Source organism: Pannonibacter sp., assembly GCF_051860505.1.
In the GTDB taxonomy this organism is placed as follows: Bacteria; Pseudomonadota; Alphaproteobacteria; order Rhizobiales; family Stappiaceae; genus Pannonibacter.
The window spans coordinates 246,867-268,768 of record NZ_JBHYDX010000002.1; the positions used below are offsets into that span (position 1 = coordinate 246,867).

General features: G+C 61.7%; 22 protein-coding genes. 14 read left to right on the forward strand and 8 right to left on the reverse strand.

All coding sequences use genetic code 11. The annotated features are described in order from the left end of the window. Positions 1-30: 30 nt before the first annotated feature. The 4 genes from ACTIFE_RS02510 to ACTIFE_RS02525 form a co-directional block, all read right to left on the reverse strand. Complete coding sequence (locus ACTIFE_RS02510; protein ID WP_439527586.1) at positions 31-1,428, reverse strand: MFS transporter; 1,398 nt, start codon at positions 1,426-1,428, stop codon at positions 31-33. Positions 1,429-1,576: 148 nt separating this feature from the next. Continuing rightward, a complete protein-coding gene (locus ACTIFE_RS02515) occupies positions 1,577-2,626 on the reverse strand; it encodes an LLM class oxidoreductase (protein WP_439527587.1) in 1,050 nt (349 codons plus the stop codon). A gap of 36 nt (positions 2,627-2,662) precedes the next feature. Then, positions 2,663-3,286 carry a glutathione S-transferase family protein gene (locus tag ACTIFE_RS02520; protein ID WP_439527588.1) on the reverse strand — a complete coding sequence of 208 codons (624 nt, stop codon included), beginning with the start codon at positions 3,284-3,286 and terminating at the stop codon, positions 2,663-2,665. After that, the gene (locus tag ACTIFE_RS02525) at positions 3,283-3,801 is read right to left on the reverse strand and encodes a hypothetical protein (protein ID WP_439527589.1); all 519 of its coding nucleotides are present in this window, start codon (positions 3,799-3,801) and stop codon (positions 3,283-3,285) included. The genes ACTIFE_RS02520 and ACTIFE_RS02525 overlap by 4 nt, the downstream gene beginning before the upstream one ends. A gap of 115 nt (positions 3,802-3,916) precedes the next feature. Between ACTIFE_RS02525 and gcvA the strand changes: the two genes are divergently transcribed. From gcvA to ACTIFE_RS02585, 12 genes are all read left to right on the forward strand, one after another. Continuing rightward, positions 3,917-4,825 (forward strand): transcriptional regulator GcvA, encoded by a 909-nt coding sequence (gene gcvA, locus ACTIFE_RS02530; protein ID WP_439527590.1) that lies wholly within the window; start codon positions 3,917-3,919, stop codon positions 4,823-4,825. Positions 4,826-5,426: 601 nt separating this feature from the next. Further along, complete coding sequence (gene trbB, locus ACTIFE_RS02535) at positions 5,427-6,410, forward strand: P-type conjugative transfer ATPase TrbB (protein ID WP_439527591.1); 984 nt, start codon at positions 5,427-5,429, stop codon at positions 6,408-6,410. After that, the gene (locus ACTIFE_RS02540) at positions 6,407-6,739 is read left to right on the forward strand and encodes a TrbC/VirB2 family protein (RefSeq protein ID WP_439527592.1); all 333 of its coding nucleotides are present in this window, start codon (positions 6,407-6,409) and stop codon (positions 6,737-6,739) included. Before trbB ends, ACTIFE_RS02540 begins: the two co-directional genes overlap by 4 nt. Next, positions 6,739-7,020 (forward strand): VirB3 family type IV secretion system protein, encoded by a 282-nt coding sequence (locus ACTIFE_RS02545; protein ID WP_439527593.1) that lies wholly within the window; start codon positions 6,739-6,741, stop codon positions 7,018-7,020. Before ACTIFE_RS02540 ends, ACTIFE_RS02545 begins: the two co-directional genes overlap by 1 nt. A gap of 13 nt (positions 7,021-7,033) precedes the next feature. After that, on the forward strand, positions 7,034-9,466 hold the full coding sequence (gene trbE / locus ACTIFE_RS02550; RefSeq protein WP_439527594.1) for a conjugal transfer protein TrbE: 2,433 nt from the start codon (positions 7,034-7,036) through the stop codon (positions 9,464-9,466). Positions 9,467-9,468: 2 nt separating this feature from the next. Next, positions 9,469-10,242, forward strand: a complete 774-nt coding sequence (trbJ, locus tag ACTIFE_RS02555) for a P-type conjugative transfer protein TrbJ (protein ID WP_439527595.1) — start codon at positions 9,469-9,471, stop codon at positions 10,240-10,242. Between the two features lie 19 nt (positions 10,243-10,261). Then, on the forward strand, positions 10,262-10,558 hold the full coding sequence (trbK-alt, locus tag ACTIFE_RS02560) for a putative entry exclusion protein TrbK-alt (protein WP_439527596.1): 297 nt from the start codon (positions 10,262-10,264) through the stop codon (positions 10,556-10,558). Positions 10,559-10,560: 2 nt separating this feature from the next. Further along, complete coding sequence (gene trbL, locus ACTIFE_RS02565; RefSeq protein WP_439527597.1) at positions 10,561-11,919, forward strand: P-type conjugative transfer protein TrbL; 1,359 nt, start codon at positions 10,561-10,563, stop codon at positions 11,917-11,919. After that, a complete protein-coding gene (trbF, locus tag ACTIFE_RS02570; RefSeq protein WP_439527598.1) occupies positions 11,919-12,602 on the forward strand; it encodes a conjugal transfer protein TrbF in 684 nt (227 codons plus the stop codon). Before trbL ends, trbF begins: the two co-directional genes overlap by 1 nt. Beyond that, entirely contained in the window at positions 12,599-13,582 is a 984-nt protein-coding gene (trbG, locus tag ACTIFE_RS02575) for a P-type conjugative transfer protein TrbG (RefSeq protein WP_439527599.1), read from the forward strand. Before trbF ends, trbG begins: the two co-directional genes overlap by 4 nt. Beyond that, the gene (locus ACTIFE_RS02580) at positions 13,579-14,787 is read left to right on the forward strand and encodes a TrbI/VirB10 family protein (RefSeq protein ID WP_439527600.1); all 1,209 of its coding nucleotides are present in this window, start codon (positions 13,579-13,581) and stop codon (positions 14,785-14,787) included. Before trbG ends, ACTIFE_RS02580 begins: the two co-directional genes overlap by 4 nt. Position 14,788: 1 nt before the next feature. Continuing rightward, positions 14,789-15,019, forward strand: a complete 231-nt coding sequence (locus ACTIFE_RS02585) for a DUF2274 domain-containing protein (RefSeq protein WP_439527601.1) — start codon at positions 14,789-14,791, stop codon at positions 15,017-15,019. Here ACTIFE_RS02585 and ACTIFE_RS02590 read toward each other — a convergent pair. Together ACTIFE_RS02590 and ACTIFE_RS02595 are read right to left on the reverse strand one after the other, a co-directional pair. After that, a complete protein-coding gene (locus ACTIFE_RS02590; RefSeq protein ID WP_439527602.1) occupies positions 14,961-15,926 on the reverse strand; it encodes a LysR substrate-binding domain-containing protein in 966 nt (321 codons plus the stop codon). The two genes, ACTIFE_RS02585 and ACTIFE_RS02590, sit on opposite strands and share 59 nt — an antisense overlap. A 36-nt stretch (positions 15,927-15,962) precedes the next feature. Then, a complete protein-coding gene (locus ACTIFE_RS02595) occupies positions 15,963-17,423 on the reverse strand; it encodes an MFS transporter (protein ID WP_439527603.1) in 1,461 nt (486 codons plus the stop codon). Between the two features lie 75 nt (positions 17,424-17,498). Between ACTIFE_RS02595 and ACTIFE_RS02600 the strand changes: the two genes are divergently transcribed. After that, positions 17,499-18,395, forward strand: a complete 897-nt coding sequence (locus ACTIFE_RS02600; RefSeq protein WP_439527604.1) for a helix-turn-helix transcriptional regulator — start codon at positions 17,499-17,501, stop codon at positions 18,393-18,395. Between the two features lie 133 nt (positions 18,396-18,528). After that, positions 18,529-18,825, forward strand: a complete 297-nt coding sequence (locus ACTIFE_RS02605; protein WP_439527605.1) for a helix-turn-helix transcriptional regulator — start codon at positions 18,529-18,531, stop codon at positions 18,823-18,825. Here the strand turns inward: ACTIFE_RS02605 and ACTIFE_RS02610 are convergent. Then, on the reverse strand, positions 18,779-20,035 hold the full coding sequence (locus tag ACTIFE_RS02610; RefSeq protein ID WP_439527606.1) for a tyrosine-type recombinase/integrase: 1,257 nt from the start codon (positions 20,033-20,035) through the stop codon (positions 18,779-18,781). The genes ACTIFE_RS02605 and ACTIFE_RS02610 overlap by 47 nt on opposite strands. Before the next feature lie 292 nt (positions 20,036-20,327). Then, a complete protein-coding gene (gene guaA, locus ACTIFE_RS02615; protein ID WP_439527607.1) occupies positions 20,328-21,899 on the reverse strand; it encodes a glutamine-hydrolyzing GMP synthase in 1,572 nt (523 codons plus the stop codon). Between the last annotated feature and the right edge of the window lie 3 nt (positions 21,900-21,902).

Below are 21,902 nucleotides of genomic sequence, written 5' to 3' on the forward strand. Positions count from 1 at the left end.
CCGAAGAGCGCCCCGCCTGTAGAGAATGGGTTATTGCGCGGCGGCTGACCGATTGGCCTTGCCCGGCAAGATGATGGCGGCGCTGACGAGGCCGACCAGCACAATGCAAGCGGAGATCAGGATCGCCGAACTTGACCCCTGTGCCGCCGTTCCGCCCGATGCCAGGACGGCAACGCTGACCGCGACCCCCACGGCAAGCCCGACGGCGGAACCCACCTCCTGCGTGGTGGTGAGCATTCCACCTGCCAGACCGTGATCGGCGGCTTCGACCCCTTCGATCCCGGCTACTGTCCAGGCGGGGAATGCGATGCCGTAGCCGATTCCCGCTATGAGCGTTCCCGGCAATATAGACACGGCCCACGAGGCGTCCGCCGACAGGGACACGCCCAGCGTCGCCAATCCTGCGACAAACAGGATCATACCGCCGAGAACGACCAGCTTTGTACCCACTCTCGCGATCAGGGCGGGCCCGACCCAGGCGCTTGAAAGCGTGAACGCAATCGCCATCGGCAGTAGGCCCAGACCGGTTCCGGTGGCCGTAAAGCCAAGGATTTCCTGCATATACAACGCCACGATCACGAAGGTCGGACCCAGCGCCGTATTTGCCAGAAGGGAAACAAGATTTGCGCCACCCGTCAGTCGCCGCCAGAAAACAGGCAGCGGCATCAGAGGCGTTTCCACCTTGCTTTCCACCCAGACAAACAACCCGAGCAGTACGATTGCCAAAAGGATCAGACCGAATGTAACTGGGTGCGCCAGTCCGACATGCTCGCTGTTGGCAAACGCATAGACCAGAGTGGCGGTGCCCGTTGCAACCAGCGCCGCGCCCAGAACATCCAGTCGTCCCGACGCTGTGCTGGCGTCCGGCTTACCAGCAGGCAGCATGCCCGCACATGCAATGACTATCGCGCCGATGGGGACATTGATCCAAAGCACCCAACGCCATCCCATCAGATCAGTGATGATGCCGCCCAGAATGAGACCCGCCACAAACCCACTGGCGGCAACGGCCGTCCAGGCGCCCAATGCCCGATTGCGTTGCTGCTCGGATGGGAAGACAGCCAGAAGCAGCGAAAATGCGGCAGGCGAAAACAGGGCCGCGCCGAAGCCCTGCAAGGCGCGCGTTGCGATCAACGTCCCTGGGTTTTGAGAAAAACCCCCAACCAAAGAACTTATGGTGAAAATCACCAACCCTGTCAGAAACACACGCCTGCGGCCGAACATGTCGGCAGCGCGCCCGCCCAGCAGGAGAAAACCGGCGATCGCGACGCCGTAGGCATTGATGACCCACTGCAACCCACCCGACGTAAATCCGAGGCTTTCCTGGATCTGCGGCAAGGGAATCATCGTGATCGAAAAATCGAGAAGCGCAACGAACTGCGTTGTGCATAACAAGATCAGGCAAATAGCCTGTAGGGATCGGTTCATGAACTTGCCTCAAGGTCGGCGTTGACGTGTTCGGCACAGATTCGACGTAGAACTATTGTGCTTGTGGGGATGCGATTGATGACTGCGCTATTGGGCTCGGCCGCTTTTGTTGAAATTGGCAGAGGATGCGTACGGCGATCCGTAACGCTCACCATTTCTGACTCAGGGGCGCTGGCCCCTCATGGGACGGGAACAGCGGCAACACCTCTTCGGCGAGTTCCTGAATGATCTCCGCCGCCGGTCGCGCAGCAAACTGGATACCGAGTGCCGCATGGTTCACCCCGGCCTCCCGCCATTCACCGAGAAGGTCGATCAATCCGTTGCGCCCGGTTTTCAGGGTGTAGCCACCCCGCTGCGGGGTTCGGGGAAAGTTAGGATCGTCGACAAGGTCGAGCCATTCATTGGTCATATGCGGGCGGAAGCCGCCGCCCGGAACAAGCTCACGCCACGCACGGATGTTTTGCGCCAACCGCCGCGGCCCCTCGGGCGTATGCGTCGGCTGCGGATAGGTCAGCCAGCCATCGGCATGTTCAGCGACCCATGACGGGGCCTGTCTGCTTGATCCCGTCACAATGAGCGGAATACGCCCCGCAGCCGCCTTGGGCAGGAAATCGACACCGTTCATCACACCTAGCGGAGAGTTTATAGATGGGCGGCCCACGCCAACCAGTTGGCGGAAATAACTCACCGTCTCCGCGAAGCGTTCGCCTCGAGCATCGATGTCGAGACCATAGGCGGGATATTCAACGGGCCGGTCGCCCGATGCGATGCCGAGTACAAGGCGTCCGCCCGATAGATGGTCGATCGTTGTCGCCATCTTGGCGAGATCGATCGGATGGCGCAGGGAAAAGATCGCGCTGCCGGTTGCGAGCGCGGCACGCTCCGTCCGCGCCGCGAGATAGGCAAGGTAAGTGAAGGGATCGAAGACCTGGCCCGCATCTCCGAAGCCAGGATCGAACAGCGGCACGTCGCGTACCCAGACAGCAGCGAAACCGCGCCGGTCGATGTCGGTAACAAGATCGGCCTGACCTTCCAGCACTCCCATATCGCCCTCGAAAAAGCGCAGCGGCAGAAAGATGCCGATGGTGAGTTGGTCGGGCGCGAACATCCGGCGATAGCCGGGATGCCCGGCAAAGGCATCGGAAGAGGCCCCAGTGGGCCTTGGACCTGCCGGAACAATGGCGGTGGCGATATTCATGGTACGGGTCTCCTTTGATTTTTTCCGCGCATATGCTCAGGGGCCGGTCGCCGGTGCGGGAAGCGCTATGCCGCGCTGGACGGCTGGCCGTTGCGCAACCAACTTGTGCCAGCGGGCAAGATGTTGATGGTGGGTGAAGCTAAAGCCGCATATCGCCGCGATATGGGTCCAACCGAAGGTGGCGATATCGGCGATGGAATAGTCCTCACCAGCGAGCCAGAGGTGGTTAGCCAGCTGCGCATCGAGCGTTGCGAAGGCTTCTTCTGTCAGACGTCGGTAGCGATCGATGGCAAGCGGGATTTTCTCTGCGGAGAACATCTCGAAATAGACGCGCTGACCAAGGATCGGCCCCATGCTCGACGCATGGAACTGAAGCCACTTGATCGCCTCCCAACGCGTCTTTGTTTCTTTTGGCAGCAGTTGGCCGGACTTGTCGGCGAGATAGAGCAGGATGGCGGCGGATTCGAACAACGTGACGCCGGTGTCGTCATCCGTGATCACCGGGATGCGTCCGTGTGGGTTGAGGGTGAGAAACGCTGGTCTCCTGTGCTCGCCATCATCGATGTTCACATGATGCAGGCGATAAGGCAGCTCCAGCTCCTCAAGCGCGATCGTCGCCTTGAAGCCATTGGGGGAGGAATCCGTATAGAGATCGATCATCGCATTGCTCCTTCCGGCAGCGCTCGCGCACTGGTTTCATTCGGTTTGTCCTGAAGGGTGAAGACCAGCAGCGCCGCCAGTACTGAAAGTGCGAGCGACCCCATCCAGAGCCAGCCATAAGCGCCAGTCGTGTCGTAGAGCAGGCCTCCGAAGAGGGCGTGGCCGCCGGCGACAACAATGCCAAAGCCACTTACGAACCCGGCTGCGGAGTCAGTAAGCGCCAGCACTCCCGCGCCGATGGCGACCATTCCGGCATACATGAGCGACCTCGGACCGCTCACGTCGATGATCCTGCCAGCAAAGGGCGCCGCGAAGGCCATCAGCACTAGCGCCAGCGCACCAACGCCCGACAGGAACGAGCGCGACCAGCCAAGTTCCCCCTCCAGAGCGTGCATCACCAGACCCAGCATAGCCCGCACAGAGAACGACACCGCGAGCGCCGTAAATCCCAGCATGACCAGAATCCAGGGATTGAACGCTGGTCCGCTTTCTTGTGCGCCTGCTTCAATGGTCATTGATCCATCTCGCTTTCATCTGCGAGGCACGCTAAAGTATGAAAACGTCCTCAGACGCTGAAATACTATTTATTTCAGGGTATAAGAAACGATATGATCTGCGATAAGAATTTAGGTGATCTATATTATGAACTCTGTTCTTCCCCTTCTTGCCCTGCGCGCCTTCACGGAAACTGGGCGATACGGCAGTGTCAAACGAGCCGCCGAGACCATGGGTGTCACCTCCGGCGCGGTCAGCCAGCAGATCAGGCAGTTGGAAGAACGGATTGGCGTCACGCTCTTCACGCGTGCGCGATATGGCGTCCAGTTGACGGAGGCTGGCGCAGAGATTCACCCAGGCCTGCTCAGGGCATTTGATCAAATCGGAAACAGTATGGAGGCGCTGGAGGCGATCAATGCCCGGCAGACCGTCACGATCAGCACGGTCCCCTCATTCGCGGCATCCTGGCTAGTGCCGCGTCTGGGGCGCTTCACCAGTGAGCACCCCGACATCGAGACCCGCGTTGAAGCGACATCAGCCCTCGTCGATCTTCGGCGAGATCGGGTCGATGTCGCCATCCGTCATGGCTTGGGCGACTATCCTGGCCTCGTCTCCGAACATCTGATGGCGCCGGTGTTTCTGCCTGTCGCAAGCCCCTCCTTACTAGCGGCTGGGCAGCCGATACGCGAGCCCTCTGACTGCCTGGCCTATCCCCTACTTCAGGATTCCGACCGGGCCGACTGGCGTCTCTGGTTCAAGGCTGTTGGTGTCGCAGATGATCCCCGTGCTGAACGCGGACCTTCGTTTGACGACGACTTCCTCCTTATTCGTGCTGCAGAGGCTGGTCAGGGACTCGCACTGATTCGGGATATCTATGCAGCGGAAGAAATTGCATCCGGCCGTCTGGTACTTGCGCTGGACCGCCCATGGCCCACTGACTTTGCCTATTATGTCGTGACGCTGCCGAATGCCCCCAACCGCAAGCCCGTTGCTGATTTCGTTGAATGGCTGAAACATGAAGCAACGCAGCCTTCCGAAATATAACGCTTCAGGCATCATGCGTTTTTGGATGTATTGCAGGAATAACGCAGAGGAAAACAAACAGTCATGGCAGCACCTCGTTCGCGCCGCCTCATAAGCATCAAGGATTTCCTCATCTGAGGCGCGCCAATAAAGAGCTATTGCATAAACGCTCATCATCACCGGGGACAACCCGCCGGTAGGAGAGCTACCTTAATCCGAGTGTCGACTTGCCCTGTACTTGGCTGTCGGCCCTTATCAGGCGTAAGTCTCAGCCTGAGTGCGACAAGATGGAATTGACATCCTTGACGGCGCCGAACCGCCTATCCAGGAAAGCCAGCGGCTATCCCGTCTCGTTCCCCTGATTTCATAGTAGTGTTCGGCCCCGTCGATAGTCAGGTGCTGCCGTCCCTGTGAGGAAATACGTTCATCTTATCTTCTGTAAGATTCGTTGATCTTTTGCTCGCATCAATTATCGCGGAATCAGACATACCGCCGATCTCCTGTCTTCCCACGCCGAACCACTACTACGCCCTTGACGCTGTTGCGCGGGCCTAATCTCTGCCTCTCTTACTCATCCCCGATCCAGGGCTGGCCGAACGGTCCCTGAACGCTAGGGGACGACATGGCAGAATCTCATCAGAAATCCGAGGCGATCACGCGAGGCGCGCGCATGCTGCGCACCGCCCTTGGCCCCGCCATCGCCCGGTTTCTGGAAGACCCGTCGATCGTCGAGGTGATGCTCAATCCTGATGGTCGGCTCTGGATCGACCGGCTCTCCGAAGGCCTGTCCGATACCGGCGAGCGGCTGTCACCAGCGGACGGCGAACGGATTGTGCGTCTGGTCGCGCACCATGTCGGCGCCGAGGTCCATTCCGGCGCTCCGCGTGTCTCGGCGGAACTCCCCGAGACAGGGGAACGGTTCGAGGGGCTTCTCCCTCCCGTCGTCGCAGCGCCGAGCTTCGCCATCCGCAAACCCGCCGTCGCCGTCTTCACCCTCGACGATTATGTCGCTGTTGGGATCATGACAAGCGATCAGGCGGCGGCCCTGCGTGTCGCAGTCATCGAGCGCAAAAACATTCTCGTCGCCGGCGGCACCTCGACCGGCAAGACGACGCTCACCAATGCGCTGCTGGCCGAGGTCGCCAAGACCTCCGACCGGGTGGTGTTGATCGAAGATACCCGCGAGCTGCAATGCGCCGCGACAAACCTCGTGGCGCTACGCACGAAGGACGGCGTGGCATCGCTGTCGGATCTGGTGCGCTCATCGCTGCGCCTGCGCCCCGACCGCATCCCCATCGGCGAGGTGCGTGGCCCGGAAGCTCTCGACCTCCTTAAAGCCTGGGGCACCGGCCATCCCGGCGGCATCGGGACCATCCACGCCAGCACCGGCATTGGCGCCCTTCGCCGTCTCGAACAGCTCATCCAGGAAGCTGTCGTCACAGTCCCGCGCGCGCTGATTGCCGAAACCATCGATCTGGTCGCCGTGCTGACCGGCCGCGGATCGAAGCGCCGCCTCTCCGAACTCGCCCTCGTCGAAGGCCTCAGTCCTGACGGCGACTACCGCGTCATCCCCTCAACGACAAATCTCACAGGAGAGCCAACATGATCCGCCGTGCCCTGCGCGTCCGCCGCCACATCGCGACAGCGACCGCCGTCACCTATGCCAGCCTGATACTCGCCCCCGCTGCCCACGCCTCCGGCTCGTCCATGCCCTGGGAAGCACCATTGCAGTCGATCCTGCAATCGATCGAAGGCCCCGTCGCCAAGATCATCGCGGTGATCATCATCATCGTCACCGGCCTGACACTGGCCTTCGGCGACAGTTCGGGCGGCGCCCGCAAGCTGATCCAGATCGTCTTCGGCCTGTCGATCGCGTTTGCGGCCAGCTCGTTCTTCCTTTCGTTCTTCTCCTTCGGCGGCGGGGCGCTCGTCTGATGGCGGGCTTTAACGATCAATCTGGCGAAGTGTCGGGCTTCTCCGTCCCCGTTCACCGAGCGCTGACCGAGCACATCCTGCTCGGCGGGGCTCCGCGCTCGATCGCCATCGTCAACGGCACGCTGGCCGCCGCTCTCGGCCTCGGCCTGCGTCTCTGGCTGGTCGGCATCGCGCTTGGGCTCCTTGGGCATTTCGCGGCCGTCTGGGCGGCCAAGCGCGATCCGCTCTTCGTCGATGTGGTGCGCCGCCATCTGCGCATCCCCGGTCATCTCGGCGTCTGAGAGGACAACCATCATGATGAATCTTGCCGAATATCGCCGCACAACCACGCGGCTAGCCGACTTCCTGCCCTGGGCAGCGCTGGCCGGTGATGGCGTGGTGCTCAACAAGGACGGCAGCTTCCAGCGGACGGCGCAGTTCCGCGGGCCGGATCTGGATTCCGCAGTCCCCGCCGAATTGGTGGCCGTCGCAGGACGATTGAACAACGCCTTCCGCCGCCTCGGTTCGGGCTGGGCCATTTTCGTCGAGGCGCAGCGTCATGCTGCCGCCACCTATCCGGCAAGCCGCTTTCCCGATGCCGCATCGGCGCTGGTCGATGCCGAGCGTAAGGCCGCGTTTGAGGAAGCGGGCAGCCATTTCGAATCCAGCTATTTCCTGACCTTCCTCTATCTGCCGCCCGCCGAAGACGCGGCCCGGGCCGAGAGTTGGCTCTATGAGGGTCGCGAACAATCCGGCGTCGACGCTCATGAGATTCTGCGCGGCTTCATCGATCGCACCGACCGGGTGATCCAGCTCGTTGACGGTTTCATGCCGGAATGCGCCTGGCTCGATGACGCCGAGACGCTGACCTATCTGCATGGCTGCATCTCGACCAAACGCCACCGCGTCCACGTCCCTGAGACGCCGATGTATCTCGATGCGCTGCTCGCCGACCAGCCGCTGACCGGCGGGTTGGAGCCGCGTCTGGGCAATTCTCATCTGCGAATTCTCACCATCGTCGGTTTTCCGACCGCGACCACGCCCGGCATTCTCGATGAACTGAACCGGCTGGCCTTTCCCTATCGCTGGTCGACGCGGGCGGTGATGCTCGACAAGGCCGACGCCACCAAGCTGCTGGTCAAAATCAGGCGGCAATGGTTCGCCAAGCGCAAGTCAATCGCCTCGATCCTCAAGGAGATCATGACCAACGAAGCCTCGGCGCTGGTTGACACCGATGCCTCGAATAAAGCCGCCGATGCCGATCTGGCGCTTCAGGAACTGGGTGCGGACTATGCGGGCCAAGCTTACGTCACCGCGACCGTCACAGTCTGGGACGACGATCCGCGCATCGCTGACGAGAAGCTCAGGCTGGTCGAGAAAATCATTCAGGGCCGCGATTTCACGGCGATGCCTGAGACCATCAACGCGGTGGATGCCTGGCTCGGCTCGTTACCGGGGCACGTTTACGCCAATGTCCGGCAGCCCCCCATCAGCACACTGAACCTTGCCCATATGATCCCGCTTTCCGCGGTGTGGGCGGGTCCGGAACGGGACGAGCATTTTGCAGCGCCCCCTCTGCTCTTCGGTAAAACCGAAGGCTCGACCCCGTTCCGGTTTTCCCTTCATGTCGGCGATGTCGGCCACACCCTGATCGTTGGGCCGACTGGCGCGGGCAAGTCCGTGCTGTTGGCGCTGATGGCGTTGCAGTTCCGGCGCTATCCGGGCGCGCAGGTCTTCGCCTTCGATTTCGGCGGTTCGATCCGCGCCGCTGCGCTTGCCATGGGCGGCGACTGGCACGATCTCGGCGGCGGATTAAGCGAAGATGCAGATGACAGCGTTTCGCTTCAGCCTCTGGCCGGCATCCATGATGTCCCCGAACGCGCCTGGGCCGCCGACTGGATCGTCTCGATCCTGACGCGCGAGGGCGTCGGCATCACGCCGGAGGTGAAGGAATACATCTGGACAGCGCTGACCTCGCTGGCGTCCGCGCCGGTGAACGAGCGCACCATCACCGGCCTCGCAGTCCTGCTGCAATCCAATGATCTGAAGCAGGCGCTACGACCCTATTGCGTCGGAGGTCCCTATGGCCGTCTGCTCGACGCCGAGACCGAGCATCTGGGCGCCGCATCGGTACAGGCATTCGAGACCGAGGGACTGATCGGCACAGGCGCCGCGCCCGCCGTGCTGACGTATCTGTTCCATCGCATCGGCGATCGGCTCGACGGGTCGCCGACCCTGCTGATCATCGACGAGGGCTGGTTGGCTCTCGATGATGACGGCTTCGCTGGTCAGCTCCGCGAATGGCTGAAGACGCTGCGCAAGAAGAACGCCTCCGTGATCTTCGCCACGCAGTCGCTCAGCGACATCGACGGCAGCGCCATCGCTCCGGCCATCATCGAAAGCTGCCAGACCCGACTGTTGCTGCCGAACGAACGCGCCATTGAGCCGCAGATCACCGCCATCTATCGGCGCTTCGGCCTCAATGACCGGCAGATCGAGATCCTCGCGCGGGCAACGCCGAAGCGCGACTATTACTGCCAGTCTCGGCGCGGCAATCGCCTGTTCGAGCTGGGCCTTTCCGATGTGGCGCTGGCGCTCTGCGCCGCCTCTTCCAAGACCGATCAGACCGATATTCAGCGCATCGTCGCTGAGCATGGGCGCGAGGGCTTCCTCTCCGCCTGGCTGCGCCACCGCGACGTGGCCTGGGCCGTCGACCTCATCCCCGACCTCAACAACCTGGAGACATAATCATGATGATCCGCCGTTCCTGCGCCGCCCTTGTCGCCGCGACGATCCTTGCTGCGCCGCTGGCGCTCGCCCCCATTCTGACCGCCCCGGCATATGCGCAGTTCGGGTTTGGTCGCATCGTCTTTGACCCGTCGAACTATGCCCAGAATGTGCTGACGGCGGCGCGCACGCTTCAGCAGATCAATCAACAAATCACCCAGCTTCAAAACGAAGCGCAGATGCTGATCAATCAGGCCCGCAATCTGGCGAGCCTCCCCCATTCCTCGCTCCAGCAGATTCAACAGTCGGTACAGCGCACCCAGCAGCTTCTGGACCAGGCGCAGAACATCGCCTTCGACGTTCAGAAGATCGATCAGGCCTTCCAGACCCAATATGGCGCGGCCTCGCTCTCGGCGACGGACCAACAGCTCGTCGCCGGTGCGCGAGAACGCTGGCAGAATACCGTGGGCGGTCTTCAGGACGCCATGCGCGTACAAGCCGGCGTTGTCGGCAATATTGACGGGCAGCGCACCGAGATGTCGGCCCTGGTCGGCCAGAGCCAGAGCGCGACCGGTGCGCTTCAGGCAACCCAGGCTGGCAATCAGCTCCTCGCCCTTCAGGCCCAGCAACTCGCCGATCTCACAGCACTTCTCGCTGCCAATGGCCGGGCCGAGGCGTTGTCGGCGGCTGAACAGGCCGCAGCTGCCGAACAGGGCCGTGAGCAGCGCCGCCGCTTCTTGACGCCCGGCACAGGCTACCAGCCGGGCAACGCCCAGATGTTCAAAAACGGCAACTGAGACCGGAAAGGGGAGCACCATGGACGGCAAGATGCTGGCCCGGTTGGGCGCCATCATATTCGTCGCCGTCGCGATCACCGCGACCGCCATCGAGATGACCCGCAAGGACGAATCCCCGGCACCCCCCACCACTCGGCAGCTTCAACCGTCCACCCCCGATCCGCTGCGCGCCGGACAGCGCCGCTGCCAGCAACTCGGTGAAGCCGCGACCCGCGATCCGGAATGCTTGGCTGTCTGGACGGAAAGCCGTGATCGCTTTCTCGGAACCCCGGCACCTGCCGCACCGATCGCTCCCCGTCAGAACGAAGGACAATAATCATGGGTGGCACCGGCGTCATCGACCAGTTCCTGCAGGTCTTCACCAGCTACATCGACAGTGGCTTCGGCCTGCTCGGCGGCGAGGTCGCCTTCATCGCCACCACGCTGATCGTCATCGATGTGACGCTGGCCGCGCTGTTCTGGAGCTGGGGCGCCGATGACGACATCATCGCCCGCCTCGTCAAGAAGACCCTGTTCGTCGGCGTCTTCGCCTATTTGATTTCCAACTGGAACAATCTGGCGAAGATCATCTTCGACAGCTTTGCCGGTCTCGGCCTCAAGGCTTCCGGCACCAGCTTCACGACCGCCGACCTGCTGCGCCCCGGCAAGGTGGCGCAGACCGGGCTCGATGCCGGACGGCCCCTGTTGGAGTCGATCTCCGGCTTGATGGGCTACTGGTCGTTCTTCGAGAATTTTATCCAGATCGCCTGCCTGCTGTTCGCCTGGGCGCTGGTGCTGCTCGCCTTCTTCATTCTGGCCGTTCAGCTTTTTGTCACGCTCATCGAGTTCAAGCTGACGACGCTCGCAGGGTTTGTCCTGATCCCCTTCGGCCTGTTCGGTAAATCAGCCTTCATGGCCGAAAAGGTGCTCGGCAATGTCATTTCCTCCGGTATCAAGGTCCTGGTGCTGGCCGTCATTATCGGCATCGGCTCGACCCTGTTCAGTCAGTTCACCGCAGGTTTTGGCGGAGCGACGCCCACCATTGATGATGCCATGGCCATCGTCCTGGCCGCCCTTTCCCTTCTCGGTCTTGGCATTTTCGGCCCCGGAATAGCCAATGGCCTCGTCTCCGGCGGTCCCCAGCTTGGCGCTGGCGCCGCAGTCGGAACCGGCCTCGCCGTCGGTGGCGCAACGCTGGCCGCGGGCGGTGCCGCAGGTCTCGCCGCAAGGGGTGGTGCTGCTGCACTTTCCGGTGGCGCTGCTGCCGTGCGCGGTGGTGCGGCGGCCGCTGGCGGCGCCTCCACCGCTTACAGTCTCGCCTCGGCTGGTCAGTCCGGCGTGGGCGGTGTTGCCTCCGGCCTCGGCGGTGCGGCGAAAGCCGCGGGCAGCGCCGCAATTTCACCGCTGAAGCGCGCCGCGTCAAAGGCCACCGAGAGCGTCAAATCCAGCTTCTCGGACGGTGCGAAGTCAGCCTTCGAGACCACCGGCGGCTCCTCGACCATGGGAACGATCGGCGGCGGCGCTGACACCGCCGGTGCCCCCTCAACTCCCGCAGGCAACGGCCCGCCTGATTGGGCCAAGCGCATGAAACGCTCGCAGGGCCTGTCCCACGGTGTCTCCGCCGCCGCCCACGCGGTGCGATCCGGCGACAGCCATGGCGGCGGTTCGTCCATCAACCTTTCTGAAAGTGACCGCTGATGTTCAAACGTCCCGCAGCCCATTACGGCAAGACGCCCGAACCCGAGACCCCATACCAGAAGGCCGCGCAGATTTGGGACGAGCGCATTGGCTCGGCCCGTGTCCAGGCGAAAAACTGGCGGTTAATGGCCTTCGGCTCGCTGCTTCTCGCAGGCGGCTTCGCTGCTGCCCTGGTCTGGCAATCGGCGCGCGGCACCATCGTTCCCTGGGTGGTGCAGGTCGACAATCTCGGCCAGGCGCAGGCAGTCGCCCCGGCCGTTGCCGATTACCGCCCGACCGATCCACAGGTGGCCTGGCATCTGGGCCGCTTTATCGAGCAGGTCCGCTCGATCCCGGCCGACGCCATCATCGTTCGCCAAAACTGGCTACGCGCCTATGAGTTCACGACCGATCGCGGGGCGGCAGCGCTCAACGACTACGCCCGCTCCAACGATCCATTCACCAAGGTCGGCCGGAGCCAAATCGCCATCGAAGTATCGAGCGTCATCCGCGCATCGCCGGATTCATTCCGCGTCGCCTGGACCGAACGCCACTATGAGAACGGCCAGCTCTCGAGCACGCAGCGCTGGACCGCGATCCTCACGATCGTCGTCCAGCCGCCGCGCGATGCGGAGCGGCTGAAAGCCAATCCGCTCGGTATCTACATCAATGCAATTTCCTGGTCGCGCGAGATGAGCCAATGACCCGCGCCGTCCACGTCTCGGATAGGCCGGGAAAGAGAGGTGCCGCCGTGGCGGCCCTGCTCCTGGCTGCAACCATGCTTGCCGGTTGCGCAACGATGAAAAAGCCGCCGGAAATTAGCTACGACGCCGATGTTCCACCGCTGCCCGCCGTCGCGGCAGTTATAACGGAACAGTCGCCACGGTCCCTGCATGTGCCTCCAGCATGGACGCCGAGCCGCGGTGGGACTTCGGCTGGCACGCCGACCGGACGCGTCGAGAACGCCAACGCCGCCGCCCGCGTGGAGCCGAGGCGCGACGGCTATTATAACGCCATCCAGATCTACCCATGGAGTGAAGGCGCCCTTTATCAAGTCTACGCTGCCGTCGGGAAGATCACCACGATTGCCCTGGAGCGCGGCGAAAGCCTGACCGGCGCGGGCCCAATCGCAGCAGGCGATACCGCCCGCTGGATCATCGGCGACACCGAAAGCGGTTCAGGCCTCACCCGCCGCGTGCAGGTTCTGGTGAAACCCACGCGCGCTGAAATCTCGACCAACCTCGTCATCACTACGGATCGCCGGACCTACATGATCGAGCTACGCGCCCGCGAAGCCCTCTACATGCCGGCCGTTTCCTGGGCCTATCCCCAACAACCGGCATCACAGCGCCAATCCGTGCCGGCCACACCCGTCATTCCGGCGGCAGCGGCTCGCAACCATCGCTATGGCCTCACCGGCGGCAATCCGCCGTGGAAGCCGATCTCGGTCTATGACGATGGCCGCCGCGTCTATGTCGAGTTCCCGCGCGGCATCGTCCAAGGCGAAATGCCGCCGCTCTTTGTCATCGGGCCGGACGGCGAAGCGCAGATCGTCAACAGCCGCATCCACCAGAACATCCTGATCGTCGACCGCCTGTTCGGCGCTGCCGAACTGCGCCTTGGCGGCGGCGACCGTCAGCAGACCGTCAGGATCGTTCGCACCGACGGAAGGCCAGCGTCATGACCCCTATCGATCCCACGGCGAACCGTCAGCCGAATGCGGACGGTGACGACGATGCCCTGCCTCTGACCGGCGGACCTGCCGCCCCTATGCGACTGCGCGCCGACGCTCCCCGCGTCACGCGCATCTCGCGCAAGGTGCTTGCCGGTGTCGGTCTTGTCGCCAGCCTCGGTATTGGCGGGGCCCTGATCTATGCACTCCAGACCCGGGATGCCGGCTCAGGCAATGAGGAACTCTATTCCGTCGACAATCGCGCCACGGCAGATGGCATCGCCAGTCTGCCACGCGATTACACCGGCCCGATCCTCGGGCCTGCATTGCCCGGCGATCTTGGGAGACCGATCCTCGACGCTCAGAACCGCGGGCAACCGATCGCGCCGCCAGCCATCACGACACCCAACGTCGATCCAGAGGAGCAGCGCCGGATGACCGAGGAGGAAGCGGCCCGCCTGAGCCGCGTCTTCTTCCAGACCGCGCCTGGCACTTCAACCGCCGGCGCGACAGCTGGCGGTACTTCCCCGAACCTTACTGGACTAGGTCTGTCCGGCCAGCCAGGCACACCCACGGCCCAGGACCGCCAGCTTGCCTTCCTCAACGCCGGCGTCGACCGCCGAACCGTTGCGCCGGATCGTGTCATGGCGCCGGCATCGCCCTATGTGCTTCAGGCTGGCGCGGTGATTTCCGCTGCGCTTATCACCGGCATCCGCTCCGACCTGCCAGGGCAGATCACGGCACAGGTAACGGAGAACATCTACGACAGTCCGACCGGTCGTATGCTCCTTGTCCCGCAGGGCGCGCGCATTATCGGCGAATACAGCAACGATGTCGGCTTCGGGCAGCGCCGCATTCTCCTGGTCTGGAACAGGCTCATCATGCCCAATGGTCGCTCCATCGTGCTGGAACGGCAACCAGGCGCCGATGGACAAGGCTATGCCGGCTTGGAGGATGGGGTTGACTATCACTGGTGGGATCTCGCTAAGGCAGCGGGCTTGTCGACCCTCTTGGCTATTGGCACGGAGCTGGCCGTCGATGACGACGACCGGCTTCTGAACGCTATCCGCAATGGAGCGCAGGACACCATCAACGACGCTGGACAGCAGATTGTTCGGCGTCAGCTCAATGTGCAGCCGACGCTCACCATCAGGTCAGGCTTCCCCGTCCGCGTGATCGTCACCCGCGATCTCGTCCTTGAGCCCTATGGAGGATGATATGACCAAGCTGAAACTCGGCCCGATCACAGAGGACAAACCCATCAAGGTGACACTTGAACTTCCGGCCACCTTGCATCGTGATCTTGTAGCATATGCCGAGGCGCTGGCCAGAGAGAGCGGCCAATCTGCTGCCGATCCAAAACGGCTGATCGTGCCTATGTTGGAGCGGTTTATTGCGACGGATCGAGGATTTGCGAAGCTTCGTCGGATCGGTTCTGCGCCCCACTAGGAAACTCCCCGGAGCGTTTCGACATCACCTTGGCCAGACTGAGAAGTCGCCGGAAAGCGGGATTGTCGTTTTTCGGCGACCAGACCGCGCAAAAGGACAAAATCTCTCCGGCGAGCGGGCGATATGCAATACCGGGGAGCTGTGCCGCAATCGTTGCTTCGCTGGTCAGCGTCAGGCTGCTTCCTCCGGCGACGATCTGCATTAGCGTGTCGCGATAGACCGCCTGTCGCTGAATGTTGGGGGAATGGCCGAGAGACGACAGGTGCTTCACCAGATAGTCGTGAATTTCCGGCCCAGGCTGCGCCTCGCTCACAATGAATCGCCGCCCATGGAGGTCATGCCACGCGATCTCCTCCTTTTCAGCCAGTTCGTGCCTGTTCGGCATCACGACATAAATCCGCTCGTCCCACAGATGCGCGACGTCGCAACCCTCGGCGGATGTTGTCCCGGTGAGAAATGCGACGTCCAGCCGGTGCTGCTGCACGGCTGGGACGTGATCAGAGGTCCCGCCTTCGACATATTCCAGTCGCACGCCTGCATGATCTGCGTAGTAGGCTTCCACCAACTCGGGCAGGAACCCCGACGCTAACGACGAGATCAAGCCAATCCGGACGACACCCTCCTGGCCTCGCCCGATGACGCCAGCCTCCTGGGCGGCATAATTGACGTGATTGATCGCCTTGCGCGCCTGCTGAAGAAACCGTTCCCCTGCATAGGTTAGGCTGACACCGCCATGGGTGCGAATGAACAAGGCTGCACCAATGTCATCCTCAAGATCGCGAACTCGCCGACTAACCGTCGACGGTTGAACACCCAACGCTCGGGCTGCCTTCCGGATGCCCCCAAACTCCGCCATCGCGATAAGATAGCGCAGATAGCGGAGTTCAAACCGACCAAGCTTATTCATCAAGTTCAGTGGGCATACAGCCCGCCATAGATGCCATCATTGCGCCAGTCTCTTCCGCGCGATCCAGGCAATCAGCAGGGCGGCAACGGCAGCAGCCGCAAGATTGTAGAACATGGCCCCGGCGAAGGCGGCCACGTAGCGGCTGGCTTCCGGTTCAGTACCGCTCGAATGCCCGGCTAGAATGGACACGAAGAAGATGCCGGCGATGGAAACGCCAAACGCACCGCCGACCTGTTGCAAGGTCGAGATGATGCCTGCCGCCATACCGGCATGACGCTCTTCGACGAAACCGATAACGAGGTTGAGCAGCGGCGTCATCGACAGCCCCTGTCCGAAGCCGAACAGGATCAATGCCGGAAGCATCACAAGCACGTCTTCTCGGCCCGCGAGTTCGGACGCCGTGAGGATCAGCCAGCCTATCCCCAAAGCATAGATCAGTGCGCCACCAGCGATCACTCCATTGCCCCAACGCGCTACCAGCTTTGGTGCGATCAGCGAGGCCACAACAAAGCCCACGCTCGCCGGCGCGAACAACATCCCGGCCTCGAAAGGTGACAGGCCAAGGCCCGTCTGTAGCAAAAGTGCGAAACACAAAAATAATGAGGTCGAGGTCGAGTAGATCAAAAGCACGACGACTGCCCCGGCCGAAAACCCTCGATTGGCAAAAAGGCCCAGATCGACGGCGGGATGAGTTGCCCGACGTTCCCAGGCAAGGAAGCCGACGAGCAATAGCCCGGAAGCCAGAAAGCTGCCCCATGTCCAGGCGGGCCACCCGCTATTCGGACCTTCCAGCAGCGGCAGAAGCAGCAGCAGCAAGCCAACCGTGGCCAAACTAACGCCCGGCCAGTCGACGCCTGCTACATCCGACGCTTTCGATTCCGGGATAGTGCGGGCAAAGATCGCGGCCAGCACGCCGATCGGCAGATTGATAAGAAAGATCACGCGCCAGCCGAGACCGAAGAGATCACTCTCAACGATCAACCCGCCCAGCACCTGTCCGGCGATGGCGGCAAGCCCCAGCGTCATGCCGAGGAGGCCGAAGGCGCGGCGGCGCCCAGCCTCGTCATACATGACGCGCAGCAGCGCGTAGACTTGAGGAAACAGGATTGCTCCCGTTGCTCCCTGCAGCAAGCGTGCAGCGATCAGGCTGGTCGCATCCGGCGCGATTCCGCACAGGAAGGACGCAACCGCAAAGCCCAGCATTCCGAGAACAAAGAGCCTGCGACGGCCATGAATGTCGCCCAAACGACCGCCCGCAATCAGCAACACCCCGAAGGCCAACTCATAACCAGCGATGACGAAGCCGATCTCGGCGAAATTCGCGCCAAGGTCGGCCTGCATCGACGGGATTGCGACATTAACGACGAACAGGTCGAAGACCGTGATGAACCCGCCGAGCAACAGGATGGCCAGCGCGAGCGGGGAGGAAGTCGAACCTTCGTCAACGCTCGATCGTGATGATGATGTTTTGGTTCCTGAAATGCAGTTGTCAGACATGGCGGCTCCCGAGGTTGAAACCGTCGGATAAGCCGCCTACAATCCTATTACTATGGAGTAAGTTATACGGTTACTATGAGCAATATGCTGGACACTCGCCTCGATCGCACCCGGACAGAATTGGCGGACTTTCTGCGTCAGCGTAGGGAAAGCCTTTCTCCGCTCGATGTCGGCCTTCCACCCGGCAAGAGGCGGCGGACGCCTGGATTGCGGCGGGAGGAAGTGGCGGCGCTCGCTGGCGTCGGCCTCAGTTGGTACACATGGCTGGAACAGGGCCGCGACATCAATGTCTCGACCGCATTTCTCGACAACGTGTCGAGGGTGCTGAAACTCGATGAGACCGAGCGACGGCATCTGTTCCTTCTGGCGCATCACCGGCCTCCCGCCATCCATGGTCGCGCCTGGTGCGCCTTGCCCGCGCTGGTTCGGAGGCTGATCGACGATTTGGCGCTGCGGCCCGCCTATGTATTGAACCTTCGGTGGGATGTGATCGGCTGGAATGCGGCGGCAGAGAGGCTCTTCGGTTTCGAGGCGCGCGATCCAGCAGAGCGGAACATGCTGTGGATGCTGTTCGCTGATGACAGCCTGTCCGGCCGAATCTTGGAGTGGAACATCCAGGCTCCGCAGATTCTCGCAAGCTTCCGGCGCGATTATGCGCAGGCGCCCGACGACGAGGACATGATCGAACTGGTCGAAACTATCGAACAGCGATCACCTGCGTTTCGCGATCTTTGGCGCAGGCATGATGTGCATGGCCGTTGCCAGGGGCGTCGGAGCTTTCATCTAGAAGGCATTGGCGCGGTCACGTTCGATCATTCCACCTTTATCGTGGATGAGGAAAAGCACCTGCGGCTCGTGGCCTATGCCAGCCTTCCCGACGAACCCAGCAGCGAACGGTTCGAGTGCATGCTCCTGTCGGAGGCGCTAAACACTCATCGAGCTACCTTATCGGCATCAGCCCCGCCTGCGTGAATCCGACGAACATTGAACGTCCCATATGCACGCTAGGACGGGCCGAAATTACTACGCCCCTTTTTATCGCCTTCCTCTTTTCAGCATCTATTGCTTTCAATCAGCCAGGAACAATAGATGAAGGCGAAAGAGAATGACTCGGGCGACTGAGAATACGATCACGCGGACGATCCGAAGGAAAGAGCTGCGCGCAATAGTCCCGCTGGCCGACAGCACTATCTACGAGATGGAGCAACGCGGGCAGTTCCCGCGCCGGTTTGCTCTGACGCCGAGGTGCGTCGTATGGGATTTGGCAGAGGTGGAGGCGTGGCTCGCGTCCCGCAGAGCCACGCCGATCAATCGCGCGCAACATCCTGATGTTAGCCAGCGAAGGACGCGCCCTGTCAAAGAGACGGATCGGGGTCGAAAAGCGGCATCGAAGGTGGAATGAGAACTGGTAGGCGTTTGCGTCCTTCGAGCCACGCATCGATTATATCCGACCACTCCTGCATCATGTGGCGGCGCTGCACCTCGTATTCAGCCTTATTGTAGACTCCCCGTGACGAGCGACCGTCTTCATGAGCGAGGCACTTTTCGATCCAATCGCTATTGAAGCCAAGTTCATTGAGTAGCGTCGATCCTGTCCGTCGAAGGTCATGCACCGTGAATGGTTCGAGGGGCAGCCCCTCCTTCTTGGCCTGTTCCACCACTGAATATGTTACGCGGTTGAAGGTTGCGCGAGACATAGGCGCGTCGGCGTCATAGCGCGACGGAAGTACATATCGCGAATTACCCGAGCACGTCTTTAATGCGATAAAGATATCCAGGACTTGGCGCGACAGGTAAACATTATGCGCCTTCGATCGCTTCATCCGTTCCTTTGGAATTGTCCAGACGGCGTTCTCGAAATCGACTTCATCCCAGGTCGCGTCCTGTAGCTCGCTCTTGCGCACCATGGTCAACAGAAAGAGTCGCAGCCCCAAGCGGATCGTAGGCAAGGTGGCAACGTGTTCCAGCTGGTTCAGCATTACACGGATCTCGGAAGGCGATAACGAACGATCCCGAGGTACGAATGTTGCGATCGAGGTTGGCCCCACTTCGTCGGCCGGATTCGAAACCTTTTCACCATGCAGGATCGCGAACCCATATATTTGTTTGAGTATGTCGCGCACATGGATGGCCGTGGCCGGCGCTCCTCGATCAACGATCTTGCCGCAATGTGCTCGCAAGTCATTCGGAGTGATTTCCGTTAACAGGCGATTGCGCCAGACGGGGAGCAGTTCGCGCTCGAAGATGGAGCGACGCATCGCGCGCGTGCTGTCGGCCATCGGCCCAGCCGTCAACCACTTCTCGCCGAATTCGCCGAAGCTCCTCGCTTCCTTGATACGACGTTTTTCTCGCTGTTTTTCGATCGCCGGTGAGCGTCCCTCGCTGACGGCACGCTTCGCGTCGATGCACTTCTCTCGGGCTCGGGCAAGCGAGATCCCGTCGCGTCCATACCTGCCCAGATAGACGGTCTCCCGGCGTCCGTTGAGCCGGTAGTCCAAACGAAATGAGACCGTGCCACTGGGCATGACGCGCACATACATGCCGTCGCGGTCTGCGACTTTGTAAATTTTCTCTTTTGGTTTCAATGCCTTGATGGCAGCGTCCGTAAGCATCCCTTCCGCCTCCTGAAAAGTACCGTCAGCACAATTTCGAGGACTAATGACAGGGAATATCTTGTATTTTCAACGGATTATGTTGAAAAAAGTACCGTCACGAGCCTCATTGACCGTGACGGTACTTTGTAAAATTCGCCGGAGCAATATACCGGAGACCCGTCGGGTGGGCCGACAGAGCCAATCTCTACATGCCGATAGCTACTGATTGCTACCGGCATGATTTATATTTGTTTTCAGATACTTAGGTCGTGCTTTAGCGTAAAATCGGCGGCTTACGGATGGGCCTGAATCATTCCCACTCGATGGTGCCCGGGGGCTTCGAGGTGATGTCGTAGGTGACGCGGTTGATGCCTTCGACCTCGTTGATGATGCGGGTCGCGGTCTCGCTCAGGAACTCGTGGCTGAAGGGGTAGTAGTCCGCCGTCATGCCGTCGACGGAGGTCACGGCCCGGAGCGCGCAAGCAAAGTCATAGGTCCGCCCGTCGCCCATCACGCCGACGGTGCGCACCGGCAGGATTGCAACGAAGGCCTGCCAGATCTCGTCATAGAGACCGTGCTTGCGGATCTGGTCGATATAGACCGCATCCGCCTTGCGCAGGATGGCGAGCTTCTCGCGGGTGATCTCGCCCGGGCAGCGGATGGCAAGGCCCGGCCCCGGGAACGGGTGGCGGCCGATGAACTTCTCCGGCAGCCCCAGCTCGCGGCCGAGGGCGCGAACCTCGTCCTTGAACAGCTCGCGCAGCGGCTCGACCAGCTTCAGGCCCATCTTTTCCGGCAGGCCGCCCACATTGTGGTGGCTCTTGATTGTCACCGACGGGCCGCCCGAGAAGCTGACGCTCTCGATCACATCCGGATAGAGCGTTCCTTGCGCCAGGAACTCGGCGCCGTCGATCGAGTTGGCGTGTTTCTGGAACACGTCGATGAACAGCTTGCCGATGGTCTTGCGCTTCACTTCCGGATCGGACACGCCTTCCAGCGCGCCGAGGAACAGCTCCTGTTCATCGGCGTGAATGAGACGGATGTTGTAGTTGTCCCGGAACATGGTGACGACTTCTTCCGCCTCCCCCTGACGCAAGAGGCCGTGATCGACGAAGACGCAGGTGAGCTGGTCGCCGATGGCCTCATGGATGAGCACGGCGGCAACCGAACTGTCGACGCCGCCGGAGAGGCCGCATATCACCTGTTTGTCGCCGACCTGGGCGCGGATCTTGGCGATCGCGTCCTCACGGTAGGCGCCCATGGTCCAGTCGCCGGTGAAGCCGGCCAGACGGACGAAGTTTTCGTAGAGCTTCTTGCCATTCGGCGTGTGGTGCACTTCCGGGTGGAACTGCACCGCATAGAACTTGCGCGAGGTATCGGCCGTGATGGCATAGGGCGCGTTCGGCGACACGCCATAGACCTCAAAGCCCGGCGCGATCTTGCTGACGTGGTCGCCGTGGCTCATCCACACCTGCTCGCGCTCGCCCTCGAACCAGCCGTCGAGCAGTGGCAGCTTGTCACCAGCCGGCGTAACGAAGGCACGGCCGAATTCCGCCGTGCCGCCGCCACCGGAGATCTTGCCGCCCTCGACCATGCCGCCGAGGTCCTGCATCATGGTCTGCTGGCCATAGCAGATGCCGAGGATCGGCACGCCGAGCGTATAGACCGACTGCGGCGGGCGGGGCGACCCGGCGCGGGTCACCGAATCCGGCCCGCCCGAGAAGATCACCGCCTTCGGGCCGAACTCGGCCAGAAACGCATCAGTGACCTTCTGATAGGGGTGGATTTCGCAATAGACATTCAGCTCGCGCAGACGCCTGGCAATGAGCTGCGTCACCTGGGAGCCGAAGTCGATGATGAGGAGGCGATCATGCTGTGTCATGGG